General features: G+C 66.6%; 11 protein-coding genes. 8 read left to right on the top strand and 3 right to left on the bottom strand.

Features of this window, described 5'->3' with window-relative positions:
* The first annotated feature begins 111 nt into the window (after positions 1 to 111).
* Complete coding sequence (gene pnp / locus AC5YGJ_RS08110; protein ID WP_197595073.1) at positions 112 to 2,220, top strand: polyribonucleotide nucleotidyltransferase; 2,109 nt, start codon at positions 112 to 114, stop codon at positions 2,218 to 2,220.
* Positions 2,221 to 2,586: 366 nt separating this feature from the next.
* Positions 2,587 to 3,777, top strand: coding sequence for a glycoside hydrolase family 18 protein (locus tag AC5YGJ_RS08105; protein ID WP_496186241.1), 1,191 nt, complete (start codon positions 2,587 to 2,589; stop codon positions 3,775 to 3,777).
* A 36-nt stretch (positions 3,778 to 3,813) separates the two neighbouring features.
* Here AC5YGJ_RS08105 and AC5YGJ_RS08100 read toward each other — a convergent pair whose 3' ends face one another.
* From AC5YGJ_RS08100 to AC5YGJ_RS08090, 3 genes are read right to left on the bottom strand one after another with little or no spacing between them, the layout of a single operon-like run.
* Positions 3,814 to 5,373, bottom strand: a complete 1,560-nt coding sequence (locus AC5YGJ_RS08100) for a PepSY-associated TM helix domain-containing protein (RefSeq protein ID WP_496186240.1) — start codon at positions 5,371 to 5,373, stop codon at positions 3,814 to 3,816.
* A gap of 10 nt (positions 5,374 to 5,383) precedes the next feature.
* Positions 5,384 to 5,647 (bottom strand): hypothetical protein, encoded by a 264-nt coding sequence (locus tag AC5YGJ_RS08095; RefSeq protein ID WP_496186239.1) that lies wholly within the window; start codon positions 5,645 to 5,647, stop codon positions 5,384 to 5,386.
* Positions 5,647 to 5,943, bottom strand: a complete 297-nt coding sequence (locus tag AC5YGJ_RS08090; protein ID WP_107231051.1) for a hypothetical protein — start codon at positions 5,941 to 5,943, stop codon at positions 5,647 to 5,649. The genes AC5YGJ_RS08095 and AC5YGJ_RS08090 overlap by 1 nt, the downstream gene beginning before the upstream one ends.
* 429 nt (positions 5,944 to 6,372) lie before the next feature.
* Between AC5YGJ_RS08090 and thrS the strand changes: the two genes are divergently transcribed.
* From thrS to pheT, 6 genes are all read left to right on the top strand, one after another.
* Positions 6,373 to 8,274 (top strand): threonine--tRNA ligase, encoded by a 1,902-nt coding sequence (gene thrS, locus AC5YGJ_RS08085; protein ID WP_249843350.1) that lies wholly within the window; start codon positions 6,373 to 6,375, stop codon positions 8,272 to 8,274.
* Between the two features lie 48 nt (positions 8,275 to 8,322).
* On the top strand, positions 8,323 to 8,865 hold the full coding sequence (gene infC, locus AC5YGJ_RS08080; protein ID WP_005410437.1) for a translation initiation factor IF-3: 543 nt from the start codon (positions 8,323 to 8,325) through the stop codon (positions 8,863 to 8,865).
* Between the two features lie 264 nt (positions 8,866 to 9,129).
* A complete protein-coding gene (rpmI, locus tag AC5YGJ_RS08075; RefSeq protein WP_005410436.1) occupies positions 9,130 to 9,327 on the top strand; it encodes a 50S ribosomal protein L35 in 198 nt (65 codons plus the stop codon).
* An 11-nt stretch (positions 9,328 to 9,338) separates the two neighbouring features.
* A complete protein-coding gene (gene rplT / locus AC5YGJ_RS08070; RefSeq protein ID WP_017157120.1) occupies positions 9,339 to 9,698 on the top strand; it encodes a 50S ribosomal protein L20 in 360 nt (119 codons plus the stop codon).
* Positions 9,699 to 9,890: 192 nt separating this feature from the next.
* A complete protein-coding gene (locus AC5YGJ_RS08065; RefSeq protein ID WP_005417865.1) occupies positions 9,891 to 10,886 on the top strand; it encodes a phenylalanine--tRNA ligase subunit alpha in 996 nt (331 codons plus the stop codon).
* Positions 10,887 to 10,970: 84 nt separating this feature from the next.
* Entirely contained in the window at positions 10,971 to 13,352 is a 2,382-nt protein-coding gene (gene pheT / locus AC5YGJ_RS08060; protein WP_496186238.1) for a phenylalanine--tRNA ligase subunit beta, read from the top strand.
* Positions 13,353 to 13,364 lie beyond the last annotated feature (12 nt).

Raw genomic sequence — 13,364 nt, 5'->3', positions numbered from 1 at the left:
GTTTTGTAGCACCGCAATCCCCGATTCAGGCCGGAACGATCCGGCCACCCGCTGGCGGCAAGGGTCGCCGACGGTCCAAATTCGCAGACAGCATCCCCAAGGACACCCTCCGTGGCAAAAATCACCAAAACCTTCCAGTACGGCAAGCACACCGTCACGCTTGAGACCGGCGAAGTCGCCCGTCAGGCCAGCGGCGCCGTCATCGTCAAGATGGACGACACCGTACTGCTGGTCACCGCCGTCGCCGCCAAGAGCGCGCGCGAAGGCCAGGACTTCTTCCCGCTGACCGTCGATTATCAGGAAAAGTTCTACGCCGGCGGCCGTATCCCGGGTGGTTTCTTCAAGCGTGAAGGCCGTGCGACCGAGAAGGAAACCCTGATCTCGCGTCTGATCGACCGTCCGATCCGCCCGCTGTTCCCGGAAGACTACAAGAACGAAGTGCAGATCATCGCCACGGTCATGTCGCTGAACCCGGACGTGGACGGTGACATCCCGGCCCTGATCGGCGCCTCGGCGGCCCTGGCCCTGGCCGGCACCCCGTTCATGGGTCCGATCGGCGCTGCCAAGGTCGGTTACAAGAACGGCGAGTACATCCTGAACCCGACCGTCAGCGAACTGGCTGACTCTCAGCTGGAACTGGTCGTTGCCGGTACCTCCAACGCCGTGCTGATGGTTGAATCCGAAGCCGCGCTGCTGTCCGAAGAAGTGATGCTGGGCGCCGTGACCTTCGGTCACCGCGAAATGCAGAAGGTCATCAACGCGATCAACGAGCTGACCGTGGAAGCCGGCACCAAGCCGTCGACCTGGGAAGCCCCGGCCAAGAACGACGCGCTGATCTCCGCCCTGAAGGAAGCCATCGGCCCGCGCCTGGGCGAAGCCTTCCAGGTGCGCGACAAGCTGCAGCGCCGCGACGCCATTTCGGCGATCAAGAAGGACGTGGTCGAAACCCTGGCCGGCCGCGTGGCTGCCGAGGGCTGGAACCCGGCCGAGCTGTCGAAGGAATTCGGCGAGCTGGAATACCGCACCATGCGTGACTCGGTGCTGGACACCAAGGTCCGCATCGACGGCCGTGCGCTGGACACCGTCCGCCCGATCGCGGTGAAGACCGGCGTGCTGCCGCGTACCCACGGTTCCTCGCTGTTCACCCGCGGCGAAACCCAGGCCATCGTGACCATCACCCTGGGCACCGCCCGTGACGGCCAGGTCATCGACGCCGTTGCCGGTGAGTACAAGGAAAACTTCCTGTTCCACTACAACTTCCCTCCGTTCTCGGTGGGCGAGTGCGGCCGCATGATGGGCCCGAAGCGCCGCGAAATCGGCCACGGTCGCCTGGCCAAGCGTGGCGTGCTGGCTGTCATGCCGTCGCTGGAAGCCTTCCCGTACACCATCCGCGTCGTCTCGGAAATCACCGAGTCGAACGGCTCCTCGTCGATGGCCTCGGTCTGCGGTTCGTCGCTGGCCCTGATGGACGCCGGCGTGCCGGTGAAGGCCCCGGTGGCCGGTATCGCCATGGGTCTGGTCAAGGAAGGCGAGCGCTTCGTCGTCCTGTCCGACATCCTGGGTGACGAAGATCACCTGGGCGACATGGACTTCAAGGTGGCCGGTACCGCTGAGGGCATTTCCGCCCTGCAGATGGACATCAAGATCGAAGGCATCACCGAAGAGATCATGAAGCAGGCCCTGCAGCAGGCCAAGGCTGGCCGTCTGCACATCCTGGGCGAAATGGCCCACGGCCTGACCGCGCCGCGCGAAGAGCTGTCGGATTACGCGCCGCGCCTGCTGACCATCAAGATCCACCCGGACAAGATCCGCGAAGTGATCGGCAAGGGTGGCTCGACCATCCAGGCCATCACCAAGGAAACCGGCACCCAGATCGACATCCAGGATGACGGCACCATCGTCATCGCCTCGGTCAACGCCATCGCTGCCCAGGCCGCCAAGGCCCGCATCGAGCAGATCACCTCGGACGTCGAGCCGGGCCGCATCTACGAAGGCAAGGTCGCCAAGATCATGGACTTCGGTGCGTTCGTCACCATCCTGCCGGGCAAGGACGGGCTGGTCCACGTGTCGCAGATCTCCAGCGAGCGCGTCGAGAAGGTCGGCGACAAGCTGAAGGAAGGCGATGTGGTCAAGGTCAAGGTGCTGGAAGTCGACAAGCAGGGCCGTATCCGCCTGTCGATGAAGGCCGTGGAAGAAGGCGAAGGCGCCAGCGCCGAGTAATCGACCTCCGGTCGATTACGGTGGGAGTCAACCTTGGTTGACACGCTTCTGGAATCGCTGAAATGAAAAAGCGGGCTTCGGCCCGCTTTTTCTTTTTCGTAGCGTCGAGCTTGCTCGACTCTACGGTGCCTCACCACGGCTCGGGGTCACTCAGCGGATGCTCGCGCTGTTCGATGGCCTCCAGCAAACATCCCGGTGCTGCTGCGTCGGCACGTGTCCTGCTGCACTGCATGATGGCCGTGGCGTGACTGCTGGATTGTCGTCACCCGGCAGATCGCGCCTGTCCAGTGGACGACATGCCACGACATCGGTCCTGCGGGCGCATCGGTTTGCTAACGTGACGGCGCCTTCGAACCAGGAGATCGCATGTTCCGCCAGACCGTGGCCGTCCTTGCCGTGCTGATAGCCGGTGCCTCGCCCATTGCCGCGCAGGCCGCAGCGGCGCAACCGCCGATCTTCGGTGCGTACTACCCGGGGGGCTCGGCCGAGCGCTACCCGGTGTCGAGCATTCCGGCTGAGCGCCTGACCCACCTGTTCTACGCGTTCTCCACCATCGAGGACGGGCGCTGCACGATCGGGGCGGAAGCACCGAAGAACTTCGCCGCGCTGGCCGAACTCAAGAAAGCGCATCCGCACCTGCGCACGCTGATCTCGATCGGTGGCTGGGGTGCCGGCGGGTTCTCCGATGCGGCACTGACCGAGGGCAGCCGCAAGCGCCTGGTCGATTCGTGCATGGCTCTGTTCTTTGATCGCCACGCCGGCAGCTTTGATGGCGTGGACATCGACTGGGAGTTTCCGGTCAGTGGCGGGCCGAAGGAGCTGGCGCACCGTCCGCAGGATCGCGCCAATCTGACCCGGTTGGCGCAGGCGTTCCGCGTGGCGCTCGACGCGCACGGGCGCAAGGCGCGACAGCCGATGCTGCTGACGGCCGCATTGGCCGCCGGCCGCCTGCAGACCGATGGCCCGTACGATCCGGCCGCCAGCTACGACCTGCCGGCGCTGGCCAAGGTGTTCGATTTCATCAACCTGATGAGCTACGACATGGGCACCGGCTTCTCGTCGGTGTCGACCTTCAATGCGCCGCTGCATGAAGTGCCGGCCGACCCGCTGGCACCGGAACTGCGGCGCTGGAACAACGTCGCCGGCGCAGTGCAGTACTACCGCGAGCATGGCGTGCCGGCGCACAAGCTGGTGCTGGGCGTGCCGTTCTACGGGCGCGGCTTCAAGGTCACCGGCGAAGCCGCCGATGGCCTGTACCAGGCATACAGCGCACCGGCCGATGCCGGCGACTGGCGGGTGATCAAGGCGCGCTATCTGGACCAGCCCGGTTGGACGAAGCATTGGCAGCCGCAGGCGCAGAGCCCATGGCTGTACAACGCTGCGCAGAAGATCTTCATCAGCTATGAAGATCCGCGTTCGATCGGCCTGCGTGCGCAGTTTGCCCGCGAGCAGGGCCTGGCCGGGGTCTTCATGTGGGAGCTGACCGGCGACGACGAACAGGCCAGCCTGCTCAACGCCATGCTCGGCCCGTGGCAGAAGGCCCGCATCGGCGATTGAGCCGCCCGCCGGCGCCGGGCCATGCCCGGCGAAGGCTCAGTTCGCCCAGACGCTGTTCGGATCGCCATTGCGGGCGCGGCGCTGGCTGGCGATTGCCAGGCGGGCGAAGCCGAAGGCCATGGCCAGCGCGATGGCATCGACCCAGAACAGCGGCCAGTGGCCACGCGCGGCGGCGCGCCACAGCCAGTCGCCATTGAGTGCGCCGTGCAGGACCGGCACCAGTGCGGTGCTGATCGCCGCTGCCCAGAGCAGTTCGCGTGCGGCCCGTGCCGGGCGGCGCAACGCCGCCCACAACGCACAGGCCGCCCAGCTGCCGAAGCAGGCCCAGCGGATTCCCTGGTCCACGACCGACGGTGCCAACCGTTCCAGCACCAGCGCGGTGCCAAACGCGACCGAGATCGCCACGCACAGGCCGATGCAGACCCCCACTGTGGCCCGGGCCATGTTCACCCCGGCGCGCGGTTGCTGCGGCTGGCGCCGCTTGCGGCGGGATTCGATCCACAGCAGATTGCCCGAATAGAACAGGAAGGCGCCGCCCAGGCCGAGCAGGAAGTACAGCCAGACCACCACGCCATTGCCGAACTCGCCGAAATGCAGTGCGTAGGCGGCACTGAGCGTGGCGTGATTGGCATCACGGTGGCCCGGCAGCTGGGTGGCCAGCACGTTACCGGTGGCCACGTCCAGCGCCACCGAACCCAGCGGCCCGAGCGTGCCGGTGGATTCACCGGTGATCTCGATGGTGGCATGGGCGTCGCCGGCATTGGCCAGTTTCAGGTAGGCCGGCTCGAAGCTGGCCACACCCTGCGCACGGGCAACCTCCAGGGCGCGCGCATGCAGCACGCGCAGGCTGCCCGGCGGCGCCGGAATGCCGGTGGCCTCGCGCACCGGGGCGGTGTCCATCGCCGCGGGCGCCGCCGCCAGCACCTTGCCGTCGTAGATCAGTGGATTGAGCAGGGCCATCTGCACGAAGACCAGGCAGAGCAGGGCGCCGGTAACGGCGAACATCAGGTGGAAGGGCAGGCTGAGCACGCCGATCACGTTGTGCGCGTCCTGCCACATCTGCTTCAGGTTGCGACCGGGGCGCAGCGCGAACAGATCGCCGAGCAGTTTCGGCAGATGGATCACCAGGCCACTGAGCAGGGCCATGCCGTACAGCAGGCTGACAATGCCCATCACATAGATGCCGGCCACCGGCAGGCCGAGACTGTAGTGAAGTTCGTTGACCAGTTCGGCCAGCCCACTCTGCGGGGGCGTCGGGCTGCCGCTGATCTGGCCCGACCACGCGTAGCGCCAGCTGCCGTCGTCGGCCTGCCAGTAGGCCAACGGTTGCGGGTGCTCGGTGCCGGGGAAGGTCATCCCGACGTGGCGGCGCGCTTCCGGATGGGTGGCCAGCACGTCCTCCAGCAGGTACTGCGCGTCGTCCAGGCCAGCGGGCAGCGCTGTGGCAGCGCCAGGCGTCTGCCACAGCGGCAGGTCATGATGGAACAGGGTCAGTGCGCCGGCGTAGAACGCCACGAACAGGCCGAAGCCGGCCACAAGGCCGACCCAGGTGTGCAGGGTGGTGAAGGTGCGCAGGGTCTGCGAGCTGAACTTCATGCGGTCGGTCTCATTGCACGGCATCGGCCAGGCGCAGCAGCCCGAGCACGGCGAAGCCGGCCGTTGCGCTGCCGGCCAGCACCAGCCAGGCGCGCAGTGCGCTGCGGAAACTGAACGCCCACAGGGCCGCCAGCATCCACAGCGGCACGAAGGCGATCAGGCTCGGAACCAGCGCGTTCTGCCAAGGGCCGGGAGGCAGCCAGGTGACCAGCCCGGTCACCGCGGCGGCCAGGAAGAAGCCGGCGACGAGGCCGGCGAAGGCACGTGCCCACATCAGGGCGACTCCGCGCCGGGGCGGTGCCAGGCTGCCAGCGTCGGCAACAGCATGGCCGACAGCATCCAGGTACACAGCATCGCCACCAGCCCGGCGGCAAAGCCGAGCTCTGCCATCCACAGCCACAACGCGGCAGCGGCGGCAACCAGGCCGATCTGGCGGCCGAGGCGGCCGGCACGGCGCAGGCGCGGCCAGCGGCAGTGCGGCGAGGCGGCATAGAAGGACAGTGCCGAGAACATCGCCGACAGCATGCCCAGGCTGCAGAAGCCGAGCGTGGAAAGGCCGACGGTGATCATCGCGGGTGGCCGGCGCGGCTGCGGGCGGGCGAACGCGGGGCACGGGCGGGGCCGGCGGGAGCCGGTCGGAGCGGGTGGCGCATCACGAGGTCCTGGGGGAAAGCGGGCAGGCTGGCACAGGGCGGGCCGCGCGGACATGGTAATCATTGCGTTTTCACGCCGCCAGCGACGCTCATTCAGCGGACCGTACGGTGGCCCTTGGGCTTTCCCGCCTGCTGGTTTAAGATCAGCGCAGAACCCTGACTGGAACAAGGTGGCCCGCGCCCAGCGCCGGCCGAGCGTGTGACATGAGCACTACCACCGCCCACTGTTGACCTGCCCCCGAAGGCCCTGTGTTCCAGGCGCCCTCGCGGCGCTTTTTTATTGCCCGGGCTCCGGCCCGGGACCGCTTTCCAGCCCGCCCGGCGGGCCCCGCACGAAGCTACTGCGATGATCAACATTACCCTTCCCGACGGCAGCCGCCGCGAATTCGAAAACCCCGTCAGCGTCATGGACGTCGCCCAGTCGATCGGCGCCGGCCTGGCCAAGGCCACCATCGCCGGCGCCGTGGATGGCGTGCTGGTCGATGCCAGCGACGTCATCGACCACGATGCCAGCCTGCGCATCATCACCGCCAAGGACGAGGAGGGTGTGGAGATCATCCGCCACTCCTGCGCCCACCTGGTCGGCCACGCCGTCAAGCAGCTGTACCCGGACGTGAAGATGGTGATCGGCCCGGTGATCGCCGAGGGCTTCTACTACGACATCTACTCCGAGCGCCCGTTCACCCCGGACGACATGGCCGCGATCGAGAAGCGCATGGGCGAGCTGATCGCCCAGGACTACGACGTCATCAAGAAGATGACCCCGCGCGCCGAAGTGATCGAGATCTTCAAGGCCCGTGGCGAGGACTACAAGCTGCGCCTGATCGAGGACATGTCCGACGACATCCAGGCCATGGGCATGTATTACCACCAGGAATACGTGGACATGTGCCGCGGCCCGCACGTGCCGAACACGCGCTTCCTGAAGGCCTTCAAGCTGACCCGCATCTCCGGCGCGTACTGGCGTGGCGACGCGCAGAACGAACAGCTGCAGCGCATCTACGGCACCGCCTGGGCCGACAAGAAGCAGCTTGAGGCCTACATCAAGCGCATCGAAGAAGCCGAAATGCGCGACCACCGCCGCATCGGCAAGCAGCAGGACCTGTTCCACCTGCAGGAAGAAGCGCCGGGCCTGGTGTTCTGGCACCCCAAGGGCTGGGCGCTGTGGCAGGTGGTCGAGCAGTACATGCGCAAGGTCTACCGCAACAGCGGCTACGGCGAAGTGCGCTGCCCGCAGATCCTGGACGTGAGCCTGTGGAAGAAGTCCGGCCACTGGGACAACTACCAGGACAACATGTTCTTCACCGAGTCGGAAAAGCGCACCTACGCGGTCAAGCCGATGAACTGCCCGGGCCACATCCAGGTGTTCAACCAGGGCCTGCACAGCTATCGCGACCTGCCGATCCGCTACGGTGAGTTCGGCTCCTGCCACCGCAACGAGCCGTCCGGCGCGCTGCACGGCATCCTGCGCGTGCGCGGTTTCACCCAGGACGACGGCCATGTGTTCTGCACCGAAAACCAGATCGAATCGGAAGTGACCGCGTTCCACCAGCAGGCGCTGGCGGTGTACCAGCACTTCGGCTTCGACGATATCCAGATCAAGATCGCGCTGCGTCCGGAATCGCGCCTCGGTGACGATGCCACCTGGGACAAGGCCGAGGGCGCGTTGCGCTCGGCGCTGACCGCCTGTGGCGTGGAATGGCAGGAGCTGCCGGGCGAGGGCGCCTTCTACGGCCCGAAGATCGAGTACCACCTGAAGGACGCCATCGGCCGTACCTGGCAGCTGGGCACGATGCAGGTCGACTTCATGATGCCCGGCCGCCTCGGCGCCGAGTACGTGGACGAGAACAGCCAGAAGAAACACCCGGTCATGCTGCACCGGGCCATCGTCGGCTCGATGGAGCGCTTCCTGGGCATCCTGATCGAGCACCATGCCGGCCAGTTCCCGGCCTGGCTGGCGCCGACCCAGGTGGTGGTGGCCAATATCACCGACGCCCAGGCCGAGTACGTCTCGGGCGTGACCAAAACCCTTGCGGAGCAAGGCTTCCGCGTCAGCTCGGATTTGCGTAACGAGAAGATCGGCTATAAAATCCGCGAGCATACGTTGCAGCGCGTGCCCTACCTGCTGGTCATCGGTGACCGCGAGAAGGAAAATGGGGCTGTGGCGGTGCGTACGCGTTCTGGCGAAGACCTGGGCAGCATGAGCCTGCAGGCCTTCATCGAGCGGCTCCAGGCCGAGGGCGCGTAAGCAAAGGTCCGGTCCGGGGGCACAGGCACCCGGACCGGTTCGATACCCTTGGGAGAACGTAATATCAGCACCCCTGACAACAAACAGAACCGCAAGAATCAGGAAATCCGTGTGCCGCGCGTCCGCGTGATCGGCAGTGACGGAGAAATGATCGGCGTGTTGTCGCGCGACGAAGCGCTGTCCATGGCCGAAGATGAAGGCCTGGACCTGGTCGAAATCCAGCCGCAGGCCGATCCGCCGGTCTGCAAGATCATGGACTTCGGCAAGTTCAAGTTCGAAGCGCAGAAGAAGGCCAGCGAGGCCAAGAAGAAGACCAAGCAGGTCGAGATCAAGGAAGTGAAGTTCCGTCCGGTCACGGACGAGGGCGACTACCAGATCAAGCTGCGCAAGATGCGTGGGTTCCTTGAGGATGGTGACAAGATCAAGGTCAACATCCGCTTCCGTGGCCGTGAAATGAGCCACCAGGAACTGGGCCGTGAAATGGCCAACCGGATCGAGACCGATCTGGGCGAGGACATCGTCATTGAATCCCGTCCGCGCCTGGAAGGGCGTCAGATGGTCATGATGATCGCGCCGAAGAAGAAGACCTGAGGCCTGACGGGCCGCCTTCCGGGGCGCCTGGCTGAATGGTTCAGGGTAAAGGGACGCCGCTGGCGTCCCTTTGCTTTTGCAGGAGGCCGGTGAATTGCCGGTAAGGGCTTGCAGGGGCTGGTGGCAGGGTGGTTTTGCCTGTATCATGCCCGGCTCGACCCACCCAGGACGGGTCGTACGCCGATCATGGCAGGAAGGAAAGAGCGGCCCAGGCCGCCGCCAGATCAGTCAGAAACCAGGGTCACCCCCATCAAGGACATTGCAATGCCCAAGATCAAGACCAACCGGGCAGCGGCCAAGCGTTTCCGCAAGACCGCCTCGGGCAAGTACAAGTGCGGCCACGCCAACCGTAGCCACATCCTCACGAAGAAAGCGACCAAGCGTAAGCGTAATCTGCGTCAGACGGGCCATGTCCGTGCAGAAGATGCAGGCCGTCTGGACCGCATGCTCCCTTACCTCTGAGGAACTGAAAAATGGCACGAGTTAAGCGTGGCGTACAGGCGCGTCGCCGCCACAAGAAAATCCTGACCCTGGCGAAGGGTTACTACAACGCTCGCCGCAAGGTCTTCCGCGTTGCCAAGCAGGCGGTCATCAAGGCACAGCAGTACGCCTACATCGGCCGTAAGCAGAAGAAGCGCAACTTCCGTTCGCTGTGGATCACCCGCATCAACGCGGCTGCCCGCATCAACGGCATGAGCTACAGCCGCTTCATGAACGGTCTGCTGAAGGCCGGCATCACCCTGGATCGCAAGGTCCTGGCTGACATCGCCGTGCACGACGCAGCCGGTTTTGCCGCGCTGGCCGAAAAGGCCAAGGGCGCGCTGGCGGCATAAGTCCTTCCCGATGCCGTAACCGTTCTGCGGAACGGTGTCAGGTCAAGGCAATGCATGGGGAAGGGCGCAAGTCCTTCCCCATTCTTTTTTGGGTCCCGGCGTGGCCACAGCGGCAGCGCGGGGACGGCGGTGGCGACAGGGGTCGGCCCTTCGCGCATCGCGATGGCAGATCGACTGGAGTTCCGGCCCCCCATGAGCGACATCCAATCCCTCACCACCCAGGCGCTGGCCGATGTGGCCGCCGCACAGAGCCCCGACGTGCTGGAACAGCTGCGCGTGGCCCTGCTTGGCAAGAGTGGCAGCATCACCTCGCAGCTCAAGCAGCTCGGCGCCCTGCCGGCCGACGAGCGCAAGGCCGCCGGTGAAGCGATCAACCAGGCCCGTGACGCGCTGACCCGCGCGCTGGGCGAGCGCAAGGCGCTGCTGGAAGACGCGGCACTGGATGCGCGCCTGGCCGCCGAAGCCATCGACATCACCCTGCCGGGCCGCAATGGCGACCGTGCCGGCCTGCACCCGATCACCCGCACCCTGGAGCGCATCACCGGCATCTTCGGCCGGCTGGGCTACGAGCTGTCGGAAGGGCCGGAGATCGAGGATGACTGGCACAACTTCGAAGCGCTGAACTTCCCGCCGCATCACCCGGCGCGCGCCATGCACGACACCTTCTACTTCGGCGACGGCCGCCTGCTGCGCACGCACACCTCCGGCGTGCAGGTGCGCTACATGGGCGACCACGCGCCGCCGCTGCGCATGATTGCCGCCGGCAAGGTGTACCGCAGCGACAGCGACCAGACCCATTCGCCGATGTTCCATCAGGTCGAAGGCCTGCTGGTGGACGAGCATTCGACCTTCGCCGACCTGAAAGGCACGCTGGCCGAGTTCGTGCGCGCGTTCTTCGAGCGCGATTTCGAGATGCGCTTCCGTCCCAGCTACTTCCCGTTCGTCGAACCGGGTGCGGAAGTGGACATCGCCTGGCAACAGCCCGATGGCAGCACGCGCTGGCTGGAAGTGCTCGGCTGCGGCATGGTCCATCCGAACGTGCTGCGCAACGTCGGCATCGATCCGGAGCGCTACACCGGCTTTGCCTTCGGCATGGGCGTGGAGCGCTTTGCGATGCTGCGCTACGGCGTCAACGATCTGCGCGCGTTCTTCGAGAACGATGTGCGGTTCCTGAAACAGTTCGCGTAACGCCACTAGGTAGCGCCGGGCCATGCCCGGCGGACTCAACAACGCAGGCCCAGGCGCATGCGCCGGGCCCACCAGGGTGACACCATGAAATTCTCCGAAAACTGGCTGCGCAGCCACGTCCCGACCTCCGCCTCGCGCGATGAGCTGAGCGCGGTGCTGACCGCCATCGGCCTGGAAGTGGAAGAAGTGACCGCGCTCGGCGACGGCCTCGATCACGTGGTCGTGGCACGCATCGTCGAAGCGGTGCGCCATCCCGAAGCCGATCGCCTGCAGGTGTGCAAGGTCGATGCCGGGCAGGGCGAGCTGCTGCAGATCGTCTGCGGTGCGCCGAATGCGCGCCCGGGCCTGGTTGCGCCGCTGGCGATGGTCGGTGCGCAGATCGGCGAGCTGAAGATCAAGCCGGCCAAGCTGCGCGGCGTCGAGTCCAACGGCATGCTGTGCTCGGCCAAGGAGCTGGGTCTGGACAACGATGCGTCCGGCCTGCTCGAACTGCCCGACGATGCGGCAGTCGGCCAGGCTCTGGTCGAGTACCTGGGCCTGCCCGATGCCAGCATCGAGATCAAGCTGACCCCGAACCGCGCCGACTGCTTCAGCCTGCGTGGCATTGCCTACGACGTCGCCGCTGCGACCCGCAGCGAAGTGCTGGATTTCGCCGCCGATGCCATTGCGCCGGTCGGCAGCCGTGAGCTGTCGATCCAGCTGGACGCCGGCGCTGAAGCGCCGCGCTACCTGGGACGTGTCATCGAGGGTGTCAACGCCGCCGCCACGACTCCGCTGTGGATGGCCGAGCGCCTGCGCCGCAGTGGCGTGCGCCCGGTCTCGCTGCTGGTCGACATCACCCAGTACGTGATGCTCGAGCTGGGCCAGCCGATGCATGCCTATGACCTGGGCACCCTGCAGGGCAGCATCGCCGTGCGCCGTTCGCGTGCGGGCGAGACCCTGAAGCTGCTGGACGGCCGTGATGCCACGCTGGACGACAGCTTCCTGGTGGTCACCGATGCCGATCGCGCGGTTGGCCTGGCCGGCCTGATGGGTGGCTTCGACACCCGCGTCACCGATGCCAGCACCGCCGTTTTCCTGGAGGCCGCGCACTTCGCGCCGGCCGCGATCATGGGCCGCGGCCGCAAGCTGGGCCTGCACACCGATGCCGGCCACCGCTTCGAGCGTGGCGTCGACCCGGCATTGCCGCGCACCGCCATCGAGTACGCCACCCGCCTGGTGCTGGATCTGGCCGGCGGCACCCCGGCGCCGGTTACCGAAGCCGTGCGCGAGGCCGATCTGCCGCAGCCGGCAACGATCGTGCTGCGCCGCGCGCGCATCACCCGGGTGCTCGGCATCACCATCGACGATGCCGAGGTTGAGCGCATCCTGCGCGCGCTGGGCATGGATGTGGCGGCTACTGCCGAGGGCTGGCAGGTGGCCGCGCCGAGCCGCCGCTTCGACATCGCCATTGAAGAAGACCTGATCGAAGAGCTGGCCCGTATCCACGGTTACGAGCAGATTCCGACCACACTGCCGGGCGGCGCCGCCCGCGTGGCGATGCCGAGCGAGACCCAGCTGGACGCGCTGAGCGTGCGCCGCCAGCTGATCGCCCGCGACCAGCAGGAAACCGTCAACTTCGCCTTCGTCGACGACGCGCTGCTGACCCAATGGCAGCTGCGTGACGGGCTGGTGCCGCTGGCCAACCCGCTGTCGGCCGAACTGGCGGTGATGCGCCCGTCGCTGCTGCCGGGCCTGGTCGCCACGCTGGGCCGCAATGCCGCCCGCCAGCTCGGCCGTGTGCGCCTGTTCGAGATCGGCCGGGTGTTTGCCCAGCAGGCCGGAGACGGTCAGCCCGCGCCGCTGGAAACCCCGCGCGTGGCGGCGGCGGTCTGCGGTGATGCGCAGGCGGTGCAGTGGGGCCTGCCGACCCGCAAGGTCGATTTCCATGACCTGAAGGGCGATCTGGAGTCGCTGGCGGCTGCCAGTGGTGCGCAGCTGGAGTTCCGCCCGTCGGCGCGTGCCTACGGCCACCCGGCGCGTTCGGCCGAGGTGTTCCGCGATGGCGTGGCAATCGGCTGGATCGGCCAGGTCCACCCGCGCCTGGCCAAGGCCATGGACATCGAAGCCGACGTGTACGCCTTCGAGCTGGACCTGGAGCCGTTGACCGCCCGCCGCCTGCCGCGTGCCGGCGAACTGTCGCGCTTCCCGGCGGTGCGCCGCGACCTGGCGTTCCTGGTGCCTGAACAGGTGGCCTGGGCCGATCTGGCCGCCACCGTCCGCCAGGCCGCCGGGCCGCTGCTGCGCGAGCTGAACCTGTTCGACCGGTATGTCGGCCAGGGCGTCGAGCCGGGATTCAAGAGTCTCGCTATGGGCTTGATTTTGCAGGACAAGTCGCGCACTCTGACGGACCGCGACGTGGATGCGGTGGTGGCCGAGGCGGTCACCGCCATCGAGCGTGAACACCACGCCCGGATCCGCGGCTGAGCGGGCAGCACT

The organism is Stenotrophomonas sp. CS3K5, assembly GCF_059515225.1.
This window is presented reverse-complemented; position numbering and strand designations above follow the sequence as displayed.

Bases quoted from the DNA above. Each gene is read 5' to 3' on its own strand.
- AC5YGJ_RS08105 (WP_496186241.1), top strand. From the start codon at position 2,587: ATGTTCCGCCAGACCGTGGCCGTCCTTGCCGTGCTGATAGCCGGTGCC.
- AC5YGJ_RS08100 (WP_496186240.1), bottom strand. From the start codon at position 5,373: ATGAAGTTCAGCTCGCAGACCCTGCGCACCTTCACCACCCTGCACACC.
- AC5YGJ_RS08095 (WP_496186239.1), bottom strand. From the start codon at position 5,647: ATGTGGGCACGTGCCTTCGCCGGCCTCGTCGCCGGCTTCTTCCTGGCC.
- AC5YGJ_RS08090 (WP_107231051.1), bottom strand. From the start codon at position 5,943: ATGATCACCGTCGGCCTTTCCACGCTCGGCTTCTGCAGCCTGGGCATG.
- thrS (WP_249843350.1), top strand. From the start codon at position 6,373: ATGATCAACATTACCCTTCCCGACGGCAGCCGCCGCGAATTCGAAAAC.
- rpmI (WP_005410436.1), top strand. From the start codon at position 9,130: ATGCCCAAGATCAAGACCAACCGGGCAGCGGCCAAGCGTTTCCGCAAG.
- rplT (WP_017157120.1), top strand. From the start codon at position 9,339: ATGGCACGAGTTAAGCGTGGCGTACAGGCGCGTCGCCGCCACAAGAAA.
- AC5YGJ_RS08065 (WP_005417865.1), top strand. From the start codon at position 9,891: ATGAGCGACATCCAATCCCTCACCACCCAGGCGCTGGCCGATGTGGCC.
- pheT (WP_496186238.1), top strand. From the start codon at position 10,971: ATGAAATTCTCCGAAAACTGGCTGCGCAGCCACGTCCCGACCTCCGCC.